Below are 20,682 nucleotides of genomic sequence, written 5' to 3'. Positions count from 1 at the left end.
AAAGGAAAACACCATGACAGAATTCCGCTACGGCCCCGTCGAGCTGTACCTTGTCGAGCTCGACGGGAATCGACCGGAGTCCGAAACTATCGCCGCTCTCAAACAGATGGTGGCATCTGGAACCGTACGGGTCCTCGATATCCTCCTCGTGTCACGAGACGACGACGGAGAACTCACCACGATCGAGACCGCACATGAGATGACGAAACTTGGACTCACCGACGCAGAGCCGCTTGAACCTGGACTGACCGGAGAAGCAGACGTATCAGCGCTTGCCGAGTACATCCCACTGGGAAGAACGGCATTCGTCATAGCTCTGGAACTGACTTATCAGCGCGAGCTGTCCCAACGACTGGCCGAGTCCGGGAGCCGCGTACTGCGCACGGAACGAATTCCAGCCCCGATCGTGAACGCAATGGTCGATGTACTCATGGATGAAAGTTGAGGAAGAAGAAATGCCAATGATTCGCCGATTCGGCCGCCCTGGACTTCTCGGACTCGCTGCACGTACAGCCGTTGTTGCTGGAACTGCGGGAGCCGTTTCAGGAGCGATGAACAACGCCAGGCAGAGAAGAGCGCAAGCGGACTATGAACGAGAACAATATGAGATAGCCGCACATCACGCTCAACAGAGCATCAATAACCCCGACGCTGTCTCCTCCCATACGCCAGACGATAGCGTTATCGGAAAGATTCAACAGCTCTCATCACTTCACGACTCCGGCGCTCTCACCGACAAGGAGTTCTCTGCGGCTAAAGCCCGCATACTCGGGTAAGCCATTAGAACAAGTCTGGCGGCTCTGCTCTCCCCGCAGAGCTGCCAGACGTGATAGAGAAACGGACGGAGGTTGCTGGTGATTCCGCAGCAGCGGCGGGCGGTTCGTCCTAGGCATCGGTTTCGATGGGCGCTCTTGAACGACTGCTGGTCGCAGTTGGGGAGACAGGCGATGTTTCTTGGACGGGGCGACAATTGAAACTATCTGGGGCCAACCTGATTCGGTTGGAGTGACTCGGGCGGCCTTCGATCTTGTCGTGTGTCATTCAGCGAGGCGTGTGCATTCCACGTACTCGGAACGGGCGAGCTCCGCAACGTACGGCACTTATATCCACCGCTGAGTGTTGAGGGGCCGTCGTCGTTTGTGGCTTCTAGGCATTTGACCCTTTGAAACAACCAGGGTCTCTGCAGCGGACTTCTCGCCCACTGCCCATCGTAGCGCTGAGCTCACTGCCCGCTGGGTAGCCAATTTGGAAGGACAAAATGGGAGACTCGGCGATCAGTTCGTCCGGGAATCTGCGGTGTCGGCTCAGCGGGTGGGGCTTCGTCGCTCAGGAGCGCGACCGTTCTGAATTGTGATTCGGCGTGTGTTCGATAGGGACCGTTCTAGAGAGGCCTCTACAAACGCAGCGATGCGCTATCAGCAGTCGCCTGTCGGCAGTCGTGGAAGTTGATGAGCGAAAAGTCGTGCTGAGTACCAGCCAGCGCTGGTGCTCAGCACGACCTAACGATTGTGGAGCGCTGTGGGTGCTTCCAGATCGGCGTGAAGTGGTCTCATAAATAAGAGCTCCACACCGCGGATCGTGAAAGATCAACGTTCTCCAGCAAGATCGTGAGCGAGTTCTTTCTCCTGGTCATCCGTCAGTGACGTCTGGTCGACTTCTCCGTGGAATGGTGCAATTGCTTCACCGAATTTGTCTTCCGTGAACTTCGTGGCGAACAGGACGACCGTTGGGCGGCCATCCTTGACAGCTGCATTCACTCGAGACCGAAATTCGTGAGTGATTCCCGCTCTGTCCAAGCCCGAGAACAGGGCTCCAAGCGCCCCGCCGAGGACAAAGCCGGCGACAGGGACGAAGCAGAGAATTCCGAGCAGTGTCCCAAACAGAGCACCGTTGGCCGTGCCTATGCCAACTGAAGCGCCCTGGTCCGGTGTCTGGACGTGCGTCTTTCCTTTCTCGTTAACGGTCACTAGTGCAAGGCCTTCGATCTCGACGACCAGATCGTTGTTGAGACGCTGAATTTCTTCATACGCGCCCTCTGCGTTCTGAATGTTGTCGAATGAAATTACGATGAGCTCAGACATGTTCCGATCCTTTCGATTCTTGTTTATACCCCGGGATGCGTCGGCGCTTCCCGGAAGGCTCCCCAAACCTATGATGCGGATCCATGTTCAGGGAGACCGCGTTACTCACCCTGCGTGGGCGATGTGGCATGGTCCGCTCGACTGGCCAGGTTGCGGCCTCAAGGCAACACGATTTCAAAGTTTGGATCTCCTGGAGCCAATACGTTGAAGACCTTCTTCAGTTCTTTCACATCGCCGTCATAGGCAATCTCCACCGAGTCGCTCTCGCCGGCAGCCAGCTTGAGCAACCCTGGCTTGTCCAATGAGATCCGCAACGGTGAGTCCTGTGATGGTGCACGTTCGACGTAGATGAGCACGCCGTTGGACAAAGTGATATGGAAGCTTCGATCCTGATCAGTCAGTGTCACGTCAAAGGACGCATTCACTCCCCAGGCCTTGGGCCCGTCGACAGTGATCGCGATAGCGTCGAAGATCTGCTCGGGAGTCAGCTGAGCCATGATCAACGGTGCGTTCGTCGTTGTCGGTGTACCGAAATTCCCATGCCGCAGTTCTGTCGCCCCCGAAAGGAAGAAGTTCCTCCACGTGCCGTTCTCCGCCCCGTAGCCGAGTTGCTCAAGCGTATCGGCATAGAGAGAGCGCGCCTTCGCATCGTCACGGCTTACGAAGACCGCGTGATCGAGAAGGGTCGCAGCCCATCGGAAATCCCCGGAATCGTAAGCTTGCTCCGCAAGGGCGACCACGGCGTCCATTCCCCCCATCGCGCGCACGTAGCGCTTGGCGAGTTCGGCCGGCGGATGTGGCCAGAGTCGTGCGGGGTTTCCGTCAAACCAGCCCATGTAGCGCTGATAGATCGCTTTCACATTGTGACTGACTGACCCATAGTAGCCATGGGTACTCCACGCATTCTCCAATTCTGGAGGCATAGTGATCTCTTCGGCGATCTCTGCGCCCGTCATGCCTTGGTTGATCATTCGTAATGTCTGATCGTGTAGGTACGCGTAGAGATCGCGTTGCGTGGAGAGGAACTTTCTGATGTTGTCGCTTCCCCAGGTCGGCCAGTGATGAGACGCGAACACGACTTCCGCTTGATCGGCAAATCGTTCAATGGCTTCGGTGAGATAGCGCGACCAGACATGCGGATCTCGGACCAATGCGCCCCGCAAGGTGAGCAGATTGTGGAGTGTATGCGTCGCATTCTCAGCCATGCACAGGGCCTTGTATCGCGGAATATAGAAGTGCATCTCCGATGGTGCTTCAGTTCCGGGCGCCATCTGAAACTCGAACTCGACTCCGTCGAAGGTGTGCTTCTCACCCGTGGTCGTCACCTCAAGAGTGGGTTGTAGAAGCGTCGCCGCGCCTGTGGAGGTTGTCTGTCCTAATCCGGCTCCGACCTGGCCGCGTGGGCCCCGTTCGAGACGCGCGCCGTACATGTAGCCCGCGCGTCGGCCCATGGCGACTCCGGCGTAGACATTCTCTGCTACCGCATGTTCGACGAATCCCTCTGGGGCGACGATCTCGACCTTGCCTGAAGCCACGTCGTCGCTTGAGACCACTCCAAGCACTCCGCCGAAGTGGTCGATGTGACTGTGGGTATGAATCACTGCCACCACTTGTCGCTCTCCGCGATGGTGATGGTAAAGCCTCATCGCTGCTGATGCTGTTTCAACCGATATCAGTGGATCGATGACGATGACGCCCGAGTCGGTTTCGACAAACGACATGACCGACAGATCGAGTCCTCGAATCTGATAGAGGCCCGGCACCACTTCATACAGGCCATGCTTGGCGACCAACTGCGACTGTCGCCACAGGCTCGGATTCACGGACTCAGGGGCTTCGCCGGAAATGAAATCGTAGCTCGTGGCATCCCAGACGACGTCGCCCTCGTCGTTGCGAATGACTGGATCGGCTAGGGTTCCAAGGAATCCGCGGTCCGCATCTTCGAAGTCTTGGACATCGTCGAATGGCAACTTGGCCGCAATTCTGGCTTGAGCGTCCCTGATCGCGGAACTGGGTTCCTTCTGCTGCATGATGGCTCCTCCTTCACTCGTGGTTTCTCCATCCTTGTTCCTCGGCGCTGGATCAATGCAGAAGGTCGCCCGTCTCAGGTGACCAAGGCGGTCCTGAGTCAGAGACCAAGTTGCCGCTGTTGCGCTCAGTTAGATGAGGGCGGGAAAAGTCAGCATGATGACTACGCTGATTACTGCTACGACGACGGCGAGTGCGAGGAGGGCCTTCTTCACCGTCTGTGCCTGCTTACGTTGAGACAGGGCAGTGAGGAAGAGAACAAGAGCGAACGCCACCGTGAGCAATGTGTAGTTGTCGCCCTGCTGATTCTTCTCCAACGCGGACTGAAACTTCTCGTCAGCCAGATGATCCAGACGGGCTGCGTCCGCAGCCCCGGACGGCGAGTACTTCGGATGGGCCAGAGGCCCCGGCTGGGTCCGACCTCCAGCATTCCAGGCCTCGAAAGCTACCTTGAACTCGGGCGTGAAACGATCTTCGATGTAGTTCCTCAATTTTCTGTCTCCATCGGCGAGCACCCATTCGATGTAGATGGAGAGATCATACTGTCGTGCATCTCGCGCACGGCTGTCAGCCGAGGTCGCCTGGATTCTCAAACTAGACGCTTCGCTGAATGCTATCGACATTTCGCCGCCCCACTTAGATGACTGGAAGCCGCACCACGCCGTGAGGACCGCGGTCACTGATAGCAGTAGAAGAGCTACGAAGTCGGTAACGGCACTCTCTGTGTCCGTCGATGAAGTTTCCTGTGGGTCCATCATCAATGTGCTCCTTCCCTGATCAGAGTAGGCAGGCAGTCGAAGTTCGAGCTGGTTGCTCACCTGTTACGGGCGAAGCGGGTCGAAGTTCAGAGCGTCGGCCAGTCGGGATCTCGCCTGGGCCAGAGACGACTGTAGCCTTCTTTGAAACACGAAATCACCTGGGTCTCGGCCAGATGAACACAGTGTTTATCGGTCCACTAGCGACTCGTTCAGTGTCGCAATTCCTTCGATTCTTGTGTCTTTCGGATAGTTTAATTCGTTCTCCAGCTAGCAAGAGATTTTGTTACAACTCTCGTAATGGGCCATATAACCTGCTAGTTTCGTGATAGTTGTCACACAGCGACGTGTACGCGAAAACTGCAGGAGGGCTTGATGTTTCGTCGGAAAACACCAGGGTCGGCGACGAGCGATTGGATCGGAAAGCGATCCAAGAGAATCGTGTCGATTGTCCTCGTCTTGCTCTTGGCTATGGTCGGCGCGGTGCTTCCTTCGGCCTCGGCAATGGCCGCCGAGTGGGGAATCAGCAAGCAGGTCATCTCAGATGGCCCATATGCTCCGGGAGACAACGTCGAGTTCGTCGTGACGATCTCCTGCTCCGACCCGAGCGGTACCGATCAAACCTGTGACAACACAGAAATGTCTGATGTTCTGCCTGACGGGCTGGTCCTCGTCAGCGCGAGTATCAGCAGCGGAGGCGGAGAAGTCGACGCTGATGTCGAGTCCAACACGGTGACGTACACAAACGAAGACGGAGTGGGAACCGGTGATCAGGCGCAGATCGCCATCACCGCCAAAATCGATCCTGACCTGCCCTACAGCGAAAGCGGCAAACCGATAGAGAACACGGCGACGGTCGTCTCCGACAACGCCGAGGAGAAGAGCTCATCGGCCACGGTGACACCGGTTGTCGACCTTGACCTATCTGCGGAGGCTGGGAAGACCATTGACCCCGACGGAGCTCTGGCGGTCCCCGGCACGAACGCCACCATGGCTGTCGAAGGTACGAATACCTCGAACGCTCCAGTCGATACGATGGTCGTTCAAGATCCCGTCGATCCAAGCGCCGACCCCAACCCGTTCACTTACCTGGAATACACTGGCACCGGTGATATCGAAATGCCGGAGAACGCGACCGATGTCACCGAAGAATACTGGGACGGCGATTCTTGGGAGACGCTAGACGACTCCGTCGATCCAGCCGACGTCCAAGGAGTTCGCTACACCTTCTCCGGGGACATCCAGCCCGGTGCCACGGCTACCATTCCTGTTGAGGTTCAGCAGGCAGATGCTGTCGCAGAACTCACTGACCCGACGACGGTCAACAACGACACTTCAACAGTCGTCTCGCTTGACGGCGAAGAGTCTGAGCCAGCGACTGCTGACGACACCTACCTCATCACACCGCCGAACACCTCGGTGACGGCTTCAAAGAGCTTCTCTCCAGCAGAGGTGGAAGCAGGCAAATCGACCACTGTGACCCTTGGTGCGACCAACACCGGCACGGCGGTCGACTCACTGATCATCACCGAACCCGGGCCAGGCACTGACAGTCCTTTTGAGGGAGACGACCCGCTGACATTCACGGGGTGGGGAAGTGACTCGTCGGGTGCCGGAATCGTGTGGCCCGCTGATGCGACCGAGGCAACCGTGGTGTACACCTGCGCCGACGGCACGGAGGTCACTGAATCGACCACCACCGTGGACACGATGCCGGCGACTCCACCGGAGACCTGCATCGTCGTGGGATTCACCGTCGAGTTCACCGGTGACATCGTCAACGGTGCCGAGGCAACGATTCCGTTTACCGCAGACACCGATCCCGACCAGGAACCCGACCGTGTGTCACACCCCAATGAGGTCCAGGCGGAAGTCCCGAACACGGACCCGGCCACGGCGAACGACGAACTCGTCACCCTGCAAGACCGGCTTGCAACGGACATCGAGAAGATCATCACTCCCTCGACGATTCCCGCAGCTGAAGGCCAGAACGTTGTGGTCCAGCTGCCCAGCAGCCTTCTGCCCTTCGGCGAGGACGGATCGACGACTGAGGCCGACACCTTCGTCGTTCAGGACCCAGTGAACACGGACAACCCGGGAGAGTTCTGGGACAATTTCACCGCCACCGGCGTGCGGAGCACCTCAGTCCCGGCCAATGCCACATTGACCGTCGAATACTGGGACGGCCAGTCGTGGCAAACCGCTCCTGATTGCCCTCCGACGCACGGCCCAGCAACCGTCAACTGCGACCTCCCCGAAAACGCGCAAGGGGTGCGGTTCACCTATGACGCCGACGACGGGGAAGGTTTTCCACCCGGTACCGAGTTCCAGCCCAACTTCACCGCAGACTACACCGGACCGGCAGATCGAGACGAGCCGATCGAGAACTGTGCGGCGTCCTCGGCAGCCGCCGAGACGGTGGACCCGACCGAACCCGTCGAAGGATGTGACACTGTCGACCCGTTCCCCACTGACGGATCGGGCACTGTCGACTTCCTCGACAAGACGCTGCTAGGTGACCCAGCAACAGTGCGAGCTCGTACAGACGACCAAGTCACTGGTCGCATCACCTGGTCAACCGGCGGGTTCTCCGGAGTCGATCCGATGGCCATCTCCGATATCGCCGATCCTGAGAGCACTGATATTTCGGATTCGTTCTATGACGCGTTCAATCTCGCGCAGATCGACGCAATCGATTCCTCGGTTGACCCATTAATCGAATACGACGCAATCTCGGGCGTCGAACTCTACAACGGATCGAAATGGGTGCAGGCAACCAACTCACCGTGTACGAACTCGAATCCCTGCGACGGCGGCATGGACGCCGTGCCACTGACCGCGGAAGAGCAATCCTCAACCATCTCAGCGCGTGTCATCTACACCGAGTCACCGACGCGCCCAGACACCAGTGATGATCCCACCGCACCGATCAAGGGTGATGGAGTCGCGCGATCGGTACAGGACGACGGCCGCCATCTGGACTTGACCTTCCAGGTGCGCGACTACAAGCGCAGCAACACTGACGAACCTGTGCTTGGCGCGACCCGCGGAACGATGTACAACACCGACGATGCCGGCGTGGTCAACAACACGGCTCGCGCAACGGCAACGTACCGGGACCGAACCTACACCGACTCGGACGGCGATACTGCCGAGATTCTTGACGAACCGCTCAACGTTGGAGTGAAAAAGGATTGGTCCGGAGGTCCTCTCTCCGTTCCGCCGGATGGAACTCCGCATGAGTACTACCCGACGACCGAGGCCACGATCACCGGCACCAACGAGTCCGGATCGAAGATCGACCGACTTCGGATCGCTGATCCCGGTGCAGAAGACTCCTCCGACGTAATCACAGCAGATGGGACCAAGCCTTTCGACGCCTTCACCCTGCGCGGGTTCACAGCCATCACGCCCCCTGAGGGCACGGAGACCACAACGGTGACGTTGACGTACGACGACGGCTCCACTGCGGACTTCACGCGAGACGAAGCTTTGGCGCTGACGACGTCCGAGCTAGCCGATGTGGTTGGCGTGGAGACCTTATTCGACGGGCTGATCGCGCCCGCAGCCGCCGGAAGTATGGAACTGAACCTGCAATTGCGGCAATTCGATCGATACACCGGTGACCCGATCACGGTCGACGACTACTCGCCGGCAACAAATGGCGCGATCGCGACGATCGACGATCCGGGAGGGACCGACGAGGATAAACGCCAGGCCTATGACGACGCCACGATGGACCTCCAAGACGCCGACATCGATTTAGATGTGACGAAGACTTTCGATCCCGACACCATCACCGAGCCGAACCACGGCGCTGATGCCGATGACACACCGGTGACCATGACGATCACAGGCCAACCCCAAGGCCCGTCGCGCAGCGTTGAAATGGTCCTGACCGACGACGACCCTCAATTCTGGAACCAATACGACTTCGTCGGATTCGACCCGAGCGCGCAATTGGCCGCGCCGATCGACCAGGTCCAGGTTGATGTTCTCACCGGCGGGACCTTCTCCGGCGACCCAGACTCCCCAGATCCAGTCACCGTTGATGGTGCCGACTGGATCGAGGGCACCCCAAGCGACACGTTCACGCTGCCGGACGGAGTCGATCCCGACGACGTCCAGGGGCTGAGGTTCACCTTCACCCGGGCCGACGGACAGATCTGGGAGAACCCGGCCACACCGAAGCAATCGGTGCCTCTTGACGTGCTGCGGCGCGATGACATGCGCTCCGGCGGCCCGGTCCAACACGACCTGGCCTCAAACCCGAATGCTCCGGGCGAATCTGAACCCGGCGTGGCCAGCAACTCGGTGGACGGAACAACGACGGGCGCTGATCTCATCGTTGATCCAGATACCGGTGAACAAGTCCCGGTCTCTGCCTCAGACTCCGCCGACGCGCAGATCCGCTACAAGCACGCCGTCAATGGTGTGAGCGTGAAGAAGGACTTCGACGGAACAGTCACCGACGGATCTCAAGGTCCCACCTCCACCTTCCCGATGAACATTACAATCACCAACACGGGGCAGCGTCCGATTACCGACCCGGTGATTACTGATCCTATGCCCACCGATGACGACGGTGCGCAGCTGAAGCTCGCGGATACAGACATTCCCTATTCGTACTCGCTATCGGGATCCGACCCCGACCCGGACACTCCCAATCTGCCGGAGAACCCCGACGAGGTATCTGTGGACCAGGACGGGGACATCGACAGCCTCGAGTTCACATTCCCCGAAGGATCAGTGCTCGAAGTTGGACAGAGCTACCAGGTCACCGTGATGGTCAACTTCCGATTCGGCCTGCCCCCGCAGACTCCGGTGGACAATACCGTCGGAGTGACAGGAGACCGGCCATGGGACAACTGCGAACCACGATTGAACGACGAAACCGGACAATGTCAGGCCGATGCCGATGTCCACCCAACGGGAACAGCCGTCATCAGCCAGAACAAATTGGTCAAGGCCACCGACGACGATGAACTCGCTGTCATGGTCGATCCGGACTACCCCGACCAACCCGCCGAATGCACTCCGAATGACGATGGGTTCTATGCCTACCCCTGCACCCCGGTCATCGCTCCCGGGCACAACGAGACCTGGCAAATCAACATGGAAAACGTCGGCAACTTGCCGATGGATCAGGCGGTGCTCTACGACCGCCTTCCTACCCCGGGAGATGTGGGTTCCTACGCCACTTCCTCTGCTCGGGGCTCAGAATGGTCGCCCACACTGACCAAGGATCCGCCCCCAGCGATCACCGATGCACCTGAGGGGGCGACGTCCAAGGTCTACTACTCAACCACGCAGGACTACTGCATGGACGACATCGAGGACCCCATCAATCATCCATGCCCGACCGATGACCCTGACAGCGGCTGGGTGGAATTGACCCCAGACACTTCTCCGGACGTGTATGAAGACGTCACAGCAATCAAGGTCGTTATCACCATGGACCCGGAGAACCTCCTCGATCCGGGCGATTCGGTCAGTGTGGAAGGCACCACCACAACTCCCGCTGAGGCCCCGGAGGCAGGGGACCGGTCGATCGCCTGGAACTCGGCGGCAGCCGGCGGAGTGGCCGTCACCGCGGACGGCAAAGAGGTCAACATGCTGCCGACGGAAGGGGCGAAGGTCGGAGTCGCGACCGCGACAGGACCACTGACTGTACACAAGACGGCTGCAGGAGCGGGAGCTGACTACGCACCGGACGAATTCACGCTGCAGGTGCAGTGCACGTCTGCAGCTGATTCGTGGTTGGAGAAAGATCTCGACCCGATCACCATCACTGTGCCCAACGGTGGAGAGACCGAGGTCCCGAACCTTCCCTACGGTGCCGAGTGCACGATTACTGAGGACGACTCGAACGGTCAGACCTCGCTCGACGTCGGCTCCGTGACGATCGGGGAGTCACCGGACGCGGTCACCCTTGATGCTGTGAACAACTACGACCTCGGTGATCTGGAGTTGGCCAAGACAGTTGATTCCGAGGCAGTCGATGAGGACGGCGATCCGGTTGAGTACGGTCCGTTCGAAGCGAGCGTCGATTGTTCCTTCCTCGGCGATCCCGTCTATGCCGAGGGCTATGGCCCCAATGATCCAATGGTCGTCGACCTCCCGGCCGACGGTACTCCAGCCGAGCTCGCTGGTTTGCCGATCAACGCCGAATGCACGGTGACCGAGACGAACACTGGGGGAGCCGCGTCGACGTCGATGACGATTAGCCAACCCGGCGAGGAGCCGGTGGAGACCGACGGGGACACGGCCAAGATGACGGTCGTTGCCAACGACGAAGGAACCGCCGGAACACAGCTGAACGTGGAAAATCACTTCGACGTGGGTTCCATCCACCTCACCAAAGAAGTCACAGGCAATGGTGCCGACGACTACGGGACCGGACCGTTTGTCTTCGACGTCGTGTGCACTTTTGATGTTGACGGAGGCGGTGGCGCAGACGCGAAGGTCGTCTATGACGACTCGGTCAGCCTCGGCGGTGATGATCCGCTTGAAGCCACGATCGACGATCTGCCCGTCGGCGCGTCATGTGATTTCACTGAGACTGACAACGGGGGTGCTACCAGCTCTGAGATCACCCCGAACCCAGTGACAGTAGGGGCAGACGAGACTGCAGAAGTCGCCGCGACCAATGAGTTCGACCTGGGATCGTTCTCTGTCGACAAGGTCGTCGAGAACAACACCGGGCTACCCGACGACGCCTTGGGTCCGTTCGAGGTCAACGCAGACTGCACGTATCAGGGCGCAGACGTCGAGATTCCCGACGGGGCCCAACGTGAACTGACTCCCGGGGAACCTGTCACTTATGAGGGCCTGCCGATCGGTTCCGACTGCGTCGTAACCGAAACTGATGACGGCGGTGCGACATCGACGACCATCTCCGCGCAAGCAACGGACGGCGATCCCGGTACGTTGACCGTCGGACCCGACCCAGCCGAGATTACAGTGACCAACGTCTTTGATCCCGGGTCGGTCAAGGTCGACAAGGTCATCGACGGGGAGGGAGCCGACTTCGCCGAAGGACCCTATGAAGTCACTCTGGAATGTACCTTCAACGGAACCGAGGTAGACATACCGGGTGGAGCGAGTCGTGAACTCACGCCGGGGGAGCCGGTGAACTACGAGGAGCTGCCGATCGGGGCCGAATGCACAACGACCGAAACTGAACAGGGACAGGCGACTTCCGTCTCGGTCGATCCCGAAACTGTGATCATCGGTGGCGACGACGGTTCGCAGCAGCAGGTGAATGTCTCCATCACCAACACGTACGAGGTCGGAAAGTTCTCCGTACAGAAGGTAGTCGAGGGTGACGGAGCCGATTTTGGTGCCGGACCGTTTGAAGTAAGCACTCAATGCAGTTTCGAAGGCAGTGAGATCGACGTTCCTGGCGGGGCGACACGGGAGATCGAGCCGGGAGACACGGTCACCTATGACGGTCTTCCGGTCGGGGCGGACTGTATTGTCACTGAGACCGATGACTTCGGAGCCACCGACGTCGAAATCTCCTCGAGCGTCGACGGCGGCGAACCCGGAGAGGTCATCGTTCCGGCAGACGATGTTGCGGCCGCCGAAGTAACGGTGACGAATTCCTACGATGTCGGCACCATCGAGGTCGACAAGAAGCTAACGGGAATCGGTTCGGGCATCTATAACGCAGGACCGTTCGAGGCCACAGTCGATTGCACGTTCCCCGACAGTGAAACCGCAATCGACATCCCTGGCGGAGCCACGCAGGAGTTCATGCCCGGAGACCCAGCGGTCTACGAAGGATTGCCCGTCGGTGCGGAGTGCACCGTGACCGAGACGGACACCGCTGGAGCCACAGAGACCACGATGACCGTCGATGACGGCGACCCGATTGATGGAACCTCTGCCAAGGTCGTCGTCCCACCGAACGACGACGGCGACACCACTTCGGTCGAAGTCCTGGCGACCAACACCTTCAAGACCAGTCCACTGGTCGTGAAGAAGACTGTCGACGGTGACGGCGCGGACTTCGCACCGGATATGCCGGACTCGATTGACGACATCGACTCGCTCGCTGATCTTCCCTACGAAGCGACTCTGAACTGCACATTCGAAGGCGAAGACGTGCCGATCCCCGGCGGTGAGACTCGCCGGTTCGGCTCCGGCGTCCCGGCAGTGTATCTCGGGCTGCCCGACGGCGCTGAGTGCACCATCGCTGAGACGGACGACGGCGGCGCGACGACGACCACGGTCGTACCAGACTCCGGCACCATCAGCGAAGGCACTGAACCCATCGCAGTCGAGGTGACCAACACCTACGATCTCGGCGAATTCGACGTTGAGAAACTCGTTGAGGGGGACGGTGCCGAGTTCGCCGGCACCGACTTCGAAGTCACCGCCGAGTGCACCTTCGAAGGTGGGGACATTGACATGTCTGCCGAGGGTATCGGTGGGGCGACCCGGACGGTGAGCCCGGGTGAACCGGCAGTCTACTCCGGACTTCCTGTTGGTGCAGACTGCATCGTCACAGAAACTGACACCGGTGGCGCTACCACAGCGAGCGTATCGACCACGGTCGACGGCGGAGATCCGGGCCAAGTCAAAGTCCCTCCGGCCGACGACGATTCGGCAACTGTGACCGTGACGAACACCTTCGACGTCGGCTCGATCGAGGTGGACAAGGTGGTCAATGGCGACGCGCACGATGTTGGCCCCTTCGAAGTGAGCTTGGACTGCACGTTCGATGGTCAGACCGTCAAGATCCCCGGCGGAGCCGATCGAAAGATCACTCCAGACGACCCAGTGACCTACAGTGGATTGCCGATCGGTGCTGAATGCACTGTAACCGAGACCGACGACGGCGGTGCCGAGTCCAAGACGATCTCGACGATCGGCGAAGGTGAACCAGGTGAAGTGACAATTGGCGGAGATCCCGCGACAATCACTGTGACGAACACATTCGCAGATGACGACAACACAGCGGATGACAGTTCCGACGGTGGTGGAACCGACGGCAGTGCCGACAGCGGAGGCTCAGACGATAGTAATGCTGACGGTGGTGGGGCCGATGGCGACGCTGATGGTGGCAGCGGAGACCTCCCCCGAACTGGAGCAGTGATCGTGACCTGGCTCATCGTCGGCCTGCTCCTGATCGCTGCCGGTGCCAGTATTATCAGGACCGTTCGTCGACGCGAGTGACTGACTTGCTGGGTTGGACGAATACTTGTGCTCGTCCAACCCAGTCGGTGCTTTGTGCACTATCAGTATCCAGATCTGAGACAGCAACAAATACGCAAACACCGTATCCAGCGACTGTGTCAAGTATCGACAAGGATGTGTTGGAATTCTTGAGTTCAGAGGCTGGTGATGAGCCAAGCCATAACTAGAATGATGCCATGGCAGATGGTGAACGCGAGATGATCTTGATCCCAGGCGGCACCTTCCTCATGGGTTCCGATGAGTTCTATCCGGACGAACAACCCGTGCACCGACGAGAAGTCAGACCTTTCCACCTGGACAAGTATGCGGTGACGAATGCCGCTTACGCTCAATTCGTCGACTCCACCGGCTACATCACAGTGGCCGAGCGGCCATTGGACCCTGATGACTTTCCTGGTGCAGCGCGTGAGGATCTCGTGCCTGGAGCGTTGGTGTTCACTCCCACTCTCGGTCCGGTGGATCTTCGTGATTGGCGACAGTGGTGGCGTTGGCAACCAGGAGCGTACTGGCGCGAGCCGTTTGGGCCCGGTTCGACGACTCGCGATCGGGAAGATCATCCTGTCGTCCATATTGCTTACGAAGATGCACTGGCCTACGCCATATGGGCAGGGAAACGCCTACCGTCCGAAGCCGAGTACGAATACGCAGCTCGTGGAGGCATGACGGAGACACGTTTTGCCTGGGGTGACGAGCCATACCCCGGTGGTGTCGCCAAAGCGAACTCCTGGCTCGGGCGCTTTCCCTATGACAACCGCGGGGTCGGCGATACGGCACCTGTCGGTTCGTATGCCGCCAACGGCTATGGGCTCTTCGACATGATCGGCAACACATGGGAATGGACGTCTGAATACTACTCGCCGCGTCATGTTCCTCCGTCGGCGAAGCCAGTGAACGCTGGAGAACGGCTGAACCTGCTGGCCGCTACGAGCTCGACCGGCGGGGAAGTCGGCCCGCGCCGGGTACTCAAAGGTGGTTCTTTCCTGTGCTCTCCCGACTACTGCCTGCGGTTCCGACCCGCAGCACGCTCGCCACAGTCCGAAGACACGGGAATGTCACACGTGGGCTTCAGGTGCGCGAAGGACGCTTAAGGCATCACCCAGGGCGGGTGATCCGATGCCGGAGTTCGATGCAACCTCGATAGAGTCGCAACCACGCATGCGCGACGTTGTGCGTGCGCCAGGTTAGGAGTGCACCAATGTCCGACGAATTCCAGGGCAGAATTGAGCTCGACGTTCGCGATTCCGTTGCGGACTGGAAACCGTACGAGCCAACTAAAGCGCCAGACGACGCGCCAAACGTGCTTGTCATTCTCTATGATGATACTGGCATGGCTTCATGGTCCCCATACGGAGGCCGCATCAACATGCCCACGATGGATCGGCTTGCCGAGAACGGCCTCACATATACCCAATGGCACACGACCGCGTTATGCTCGCCGACACGGTCGACCTTCCTCACGGGACGTAACCATCACCTCAACGGTATGGGGAACATCATGGAGGGTACTAACGGCTTTCCTGGCCTGTCAGGACACATTCCCGCAGAATGCGCCACAATCGGTCAAGTCCTCCAGCAAAACGGCTACTCAACGTTTTGGGTCGGCAAAGACCACAATGTCCCAGAAGAGGATATTTCGGCTGGCGGGAGTAAAGAACAATGGCCCCTATCGCAAGGGTTCGACCGTTTCTACGGGTTCCTGGGCGGCGAGACGAACAACTGGTACCCCGACCTCGTCGAAGACAACCACTTCATCGAACAGCCTTATCTGCCCGAAGACGGATATCATCTGTCAAGAGACCTCGCCGACCAGACGATCCGTCTACTCCGCGATCAGAACGCCTCGAATCCGTCTAAACCCTGGTACACATGGTTTTGCCCCGGTGCCAATCACGCGCCACATCATGCACCACAGGAATACATCGATAAGTACAAGGGTGCATTCGACGATGGTTATGACGCGTATCGATCGTGGGTGCTCGAGAGAATGATCGAACGCGGTATCCTTCCGTCTGACACTGCGCTCACGCCCCTCAACCCGATGCCCGAGGACCAGGCAAATGCCGCCGACTTCGTCAAGCCTTGGGATGAGCTGTCAGAGGAGGAGAAACGCCTTTTCAGCCGCATGGCTGAAGTCTTTGCTGGCTTCAGCGAATACACTGATGCGCAGATCGGTCGGTTGATCGATTACTTAGAAGAAACGGGGCAGCTCGACAACACCCTGATCTTCTACTGTGCGGACAACGGTGCCTCAGGTGAAGGGTCTCCCGACGGATCGGTCAACGAGAACAAGTTCTTCAACGGGTTTCCGGATGACTTGGCGGAGAACCTATCAAAGATCGATGTCCTTGGTGGGCCGGAAACGTACAATCACTACCCCACAGGATGGGCAGCGGCATTCTCTTCACCATTCCAGATGTTTAAACGCTACTCGCAGTTCTCCGGTGGAACATGCGACCCGATGGTCATCCACTGGCCGGCGGGGATCAAAGCCAAAGGTGAGATCCGGCACCAATACCATCACTCGGTGGATGTCGTGGCCACTGTGCTGGACGTCATCGGAATTGAGATGCCCGAAGAGTTTCGTGGCATTGAGCAGCGTCCACTTGACGGTGTCTCGATGAAGTACTCTTTCGATGCTGAGCCTGATGGGCCGACCCAGAAGAGTGTCCAATATTACGCAATGCTCGGGACCCGTGGCATCTGGAAGGACGGATGGAAAGCCGCCGCAATCCACGCACCTCTGACCGGCCACGGTCGATTCGACGAGGACCGGTGGGAGTTGTATCACACAGACGAAGACCGGTCGGAATCCAAGGATGTGGCTGCAGACTACCCAGAGAAGCTACGGGAACTTGTCACCGCGTGGAACGAGCAAGCTGAAAAGAACCATGTTCTTCCGCTCGACGATCGTTCAGCTCGTGACCAGCTCACGATCGAACGACCACAGTCCGAACCGCCCCGTAATCGATACATCTACTATCCAGGTACCACTCCCGTTCCTGAGAGCGTTGCTGTCAATGTTCGGGGCAGGTCCTTTAAGATCATTGCTAATGTCGAAATAGAAGCTGATGCACAAGGAGTGATATTCGCTCACGGTTCACGGTTCGGAGGGCATGCTCTATTCATAAAAGACAATCGCCTCAACTATGTGTACAACTTCCTCGGCATACCGCCCGAGCAGACCTACACATCGGGAAAGCTCGAGCCCGGTAAGCACTCGCTCGGCATGGAGTTTAACCGGCTGAAGTCTGGCGAGCATGGTGAGTCCGTCGGTCAATGCACACTGTTCATCGATGATCTCGCCGTCGCAGAAGGGCCGATGCGTGCGCAAGTCGGCAAGTTCACGCTTTGCGGCGACGGTTTGTGCGTTGGATATGACAGCGCCGACACAGTCAGCACCCAGTACACGAATCCTTTCCCATTCACGGGCGGGACGATTCAGGGGGTCGGGATCGACGTCAGCAGCGAACAGTATTTGGACTTCGAGCTTGAAGCACTCGGTGCGTTCGCCCGCGAATAGAATCATCGAGGTACGAGATGGGGCAGGTCACGTCGATCCTGCCCCGTTTTCGTGTCTGTCACAAGGAGCGTCAAAGCACAGAAGTCCCGTACCGTTGAAAGCCTCCACGAGTCAGTGCGAACCTGCTGTCAGGATCCAGCGCACCACTAATTGTCGGACAGAGTATCGCAGTTTCAATCGGAGACAAGCGCAGGAGTGCAATTCCCAAGGTGACAGATTCCCGTAGATTCTGAAAGACAAAGACGCCACTATGTTGCTGAGCACAAGTGTGAGACGTTTCAACCGAATTGCGAAGCTTGCAGGATTTCGAAGGCAGGCGAGCACCTCATGAGCGTTGGCTGGACTTCACCTAGGCTAGTCCGACGCTTACTGATTGGCTTCAAATGCCTCATCGACATCGGTGTGAATGCGACCAGAAGCAACCAACTGCCGAAACCAGGAAGTCTTTGCTGCGAGCGTGGTCGCTCGTACGGGTAGCCCGGCAAGGTGCAGGCAAATTCCCTTGTCGGCCAACTCGTGGTCGAGATCGGTGAGTGTGTCAAGGACGGTGATGGTCATGACATTTATTCGTCGGACATCGAGAATCAGCTGAGAGACTGGGTCGGCCTCTTCAGTGGCCAGTTCGATGATCGCCTGTTCGTTGCTCCGTGCGTTCGCAGTGTAAAGGCCCAGCCCGAGATGGAGGGCGAGCGTGTTACCTCTTTGTTCAACGATTTCGATCCTAGGCGTGTTGATTTCTCGTAGCACGAGGAAGAGCGTGACGATCACTCCGGCCCCCACCGCTGGAAGCAGGCCTGCAGTCAGTCCAATCGCGGCCACAACGAGAGCGATCCAGAAATCGGTGGGGCTAATGTGTGCCCAGCGGATTAATGTGGGTACATCGATCAGGCTCGAAACAGCGACCACGACCATAGCGGCAAGTGTCGCTTGCGGAAGCATCGAGATCACGGGTGCGAAAAGTATGGCAATGAGAACGGCAAGCGTTACCGTGACTAGTCCGGCAAGCTGCGTTCGAGCACCTGCAGCCCGATTGACCGCGCTCTGCGATAGCCCGCCAGCGGCAGGCAGTGTGGAGAAGAATGCGCCAGCGATATTTGCTACTCCGGCCGCTAGCAACTCTCGATCTGCCTCTATCGGTGGTTCGGATGGCTTCCGAATACCCCGCGCGACAGTTGCCGACTCGAGGAACACCATCATTGCGATTGCCAATGCGCCAGGTACTAGTGCTATCAAGTGCGAAAGATCGGGAATCGCGGGAATCGGCAAACCTGAAGGCACTGGATCAATGAGAGCGACTCCGGCTTCGTCAATTTTGACGAATCCAACCAGTGCTATTCCTGCTACAGCCACGACGAGGGTGCCCGGGATCCTGGGCGCAATTCGGTCTAACAGGACCATAACGAGGATCGATCCGACCGAGAGCATTACAGTAGGAAGGCTAATACTCTCGAACGATTTCACTGCGGCGGATAGAACACGAATGAAGCCTTCGCCTGAGGGCTCTGTGTCCTCGCCAAGCAATTTCGGAAGCTGTCCAATTGCTACTGTGCCGCCTACGCCGATCTTCACACCCAGGACTGTGGCAACGCTGATGTTCTCGACGAGGGAGCCGAGGCGAAGAATCCAAGCGCCTAACAGAATCAGACCGACCATCAAGGAGAGCGCCATGAGTGTCCCAGTAGCATCTTGAGTTCCCGATGCAATGCCGGCTGTAACAAGCGTTGTTGCTGTTAGAGTGGCAACTGTAGAGGTCGTGGAAACGCTCATTGCTCGAGACCCACCGATGAGAGCGTATGCCAACATGGGAACGATGCATGTGTAGAGTCCGATTTGGACGGGGAGCTTCGCGATCGTTGCATACGCCATCGCTTGAGGAACGACAACAGCGCCTGCAGTCAATCCGGCGACGATGTCGGGACTCAGCCATTCTCGGCGATAGCCGGCGAGCGTGGGCAACAACCAGCGGGATCCGTCCGATGCTCTCAGCGCAGTCATTGGTCTCGCCGCTGTTGGACGGTAAACGGGAACAGTGTCGTCCAATCATTCTTCACGCTCACCCGGATATAAGGACGGTCGGCTGCCGCCGCAAGAGCACTTTGAGCCCCAGCGTCGTAGGGAGGGTCTCCTCGGTTCGTGTCGTCGTCGTGATGAATTAAAAGCGAGAGCCCACGCCGCGGGCCGAACTTTGTGAAATCGAGCATCGGGACGTCGCCGTTGGAATTGCCCACTGCGAGAAGGGGGCGTCGTCCTATTCGGCTCCAAATGCGTTTGGGCTTTTCCTCTCCGTCGTCGAAGAAGCTCAACGAAGCGGCATATCGCAGGGAGGACGACTCCCAATCGTAAGTCAGGCCGTACGCTGAACCAATGACTCGCTCCGGCGGAATACCGTAATACTCTTCGGTTATTGAACGCATGAAGTCACGTTCTCCGCCGGAGACTATATAGCACGTGAAACCGTGTGCTTCGAGATACCGAAGCAGTTCGACCATCGGCTGGTAGACGGTCTCCGCGTACGGCCTTTTCAGGCTCGGATGCTGGGCTGTTCGATAGAATTCCTCGACCGATCGCGCATAGTCTTCTACCGAGTTGTGTTCGACAAGACCCACAATCGCTTTGACCAGCAGTTCTAGATCGGAATCGTTGCCGTCATAGTGCTTGTCAATCGCCCGTCCCAGCCAGGCGAGATCACCGTCCTTCACTGCGCGGTATGGCTGTCGCTTGGCCAGCGACGGATCAGCTTTGATCGCATCCTGCCACTGTTGCACCACGTAGTGCAGCTGAGTCGGCATCGGCTTCTCCGACCAAAGCGTACCGTCGTTGTCGAAAACGGCGATGCGCTCCGGCAGGGGGACGGCTTCTGGCCCGTCGACGGCCGAAGCGACGAACTCCTCGATTGAGTGCTTGGCAACCGACTCCTCCCAGGAAACCAACTGAAGATTGAGTGACATCTCTTTTACCATCCTTCGTATTCGTTGACAGGCAGTCTGCTGGTTAGCGCGGGGGCTGGTGACGACGCTGAGGTAAAGGCGCTCGTGGTCCGCGGTTCTTGAAATCGGGGGCAGAGCCAACCGGAGGATGGACGTGACTGCCTGTG

At 58.4% G+C, this 20,682-nt stretch carries 10 protein-coding genes; 5 read left to right on the top strand and 5 right to left on the bottom strand.

All coding sequences use genetic code 11. From position 1 onward, the window contains the following. Positions 1-13 precede the first annotated feature (13 nt). Together BLU88_RS14430 and BLU88_RS19055 are read left to right on the top strand one after the other, a co-directional pair. Positions 14-445: a DUF6325 family protein gene (locus BLU88_RS14430; RefSeq protein WP_092015365.1), complete on the top strand. Its 432-nt coding sequence runs from the start codon at positions 14-16 to the stop codon at positions 443-445. Next, positions 423-776 carry an SHOCT domain-containing protein gene (locus tag BLU88_RS19055; RefSeq protein WP_331712441.1) on the top strand — a complete coding sequence of 118 codons (354 nt, stop codon included), beginning with the start codon at positions 423-425 and terminating at the stop codon, positions 774-776. The genes BLU88_RS14430 and BLU88_RS19055 overlap by 23 nt, the downstream gene beginning before the upstream one ends. Positions 777-1,586: 810 nt before the next feature. On the opposite strand, the gene BLU88_RS14420 is transcribed toward BLU88_RS19055, so the two are convergent. From BLU88_RS14420 to BLU88_RS14410, 3 genes are all read right to left on the bottom strand, one after another. Beyond that, complete coding sequence (locus tag BLU88_RS14420) at positions 1,587-2,081, bottom strand: DUF1269 domain-containing protein (RefSeq protein WP_092015359.1); 495 nt, start codon at positions 2,079-2,081, stop codon at positions 1,587-1,589. A gap of 158 nt (positions 2,082-2,239) precedes the next feature. Then, positions 2,240-4,111, bottom strand: a complete 1,872-nt coding sequence (locus BLU88_RS14415; protein WP_092015356.1) for an alkyl/aryl-sulfatase — start codon at positions 4,109-4,111, stop codon at positions 2,240-2,242. 129 nt (positions 4,112-4,240) lie between these two features. Beyond that, positions 4,241-4,867, bottom strand: a complete 627-nt coding sequence (locus BLU88_RS14410; protein ID WP_231939443.1) for a hypothetical protein — start codon at positions 4,865-4,867, stop codon at positions 4,241-4,243. A 438-nt stretch (positions 4,868-5,305) separates the two neighbouring features. Here BLU88_RS14410 and BLU88_RS14405 point away from each other — a divergent pair, with 438 nt between their 5' ends. From BLU88_RS14405 to BLU88_RS14395, 3 genes are all read left to right on the top strand, one after another. Next, positions 5,306-14,047: a DUF5979 domain-containing protein gene (locus BLU88_RS14405; protein ID WP_092015352.1), complete on the top strand. Its 8,742-nt coding sequence runs from the start codon at positions 5,306-5,308 to the stop codon at positions 14,045-14,047. A gap of 218 nt (positions 14,048-14,265) precedes the next feature. Further along, the gene (locus BLU88_RS14400) at positions 14,266-15,156 is read left to right on the top strand and encodes a formylglycine-generating enzyme family protein (RefSeq protein WP_092017536.1); all 891 of its coding nucleotides are present in this window, start codon (positions 14,266-14,268) and stop codon (positions 15,154-15,156) included. Between the two features lie 107 nt (positions 15,157-15,263). Then, positions 15,264-17,588 (top strand): arylsulfatase, encoded by a 2,325-nt coding sequence (locus BLU88_RS14395; RefSeq protein WP_092015349.1) that lies wholly within the window; start codon positions 15,264-15,266, stop codon positions 17,586-17,588. 366 nt (positions 17,589-17,954) lie between these two features. Here the strand turns inward: BLU88_RS14395 and BLU88_RS14390 are convergent, their stop codons facing one another. After that, positions 17,955-19,583 carry a SulP family inorganic anion transporter gene (locus BLU88_RS14390; RefSeq protein WP_092015346.1) on the bottom strand — a complete coding sequence of 543 codons (1,629 nt, stop codon included), beginning with the start codon at positions 19,581-19,583 and terminating at the stop codon, positions 17,955-17,957. Further along, positions 19,580-20,536: an HAD family hydrolase gene (locus BLU88_RS14385; protein ID WP_092017534.1), complete on the bottom strand. Its 957-nt coding sequence runs from the start codon at positions 20,534-20,536 to the stop codon at positions 19,580-19,582. Before BLU88_RS14385 ends, BLU88_RS14390 begins: the two co-directional genes overlap by 4 nt. Between the last annotated feature and the right edge of the window lie 146 nt (positions 20,537-20,682).

It is taken from the genome of Brevibacterium siliguriense, assembly GCF_900105315.1.
Classification (GTDB): Bacteria; Actinomycetota; Actinomycetes; order Actinomycetales; family Brevibacteriaceae; genus Brevibacterium; species Brevibacterium siliguriense.
This window is presented reverse-complemented; position numbering and strand designations above follow the sequence as displayed.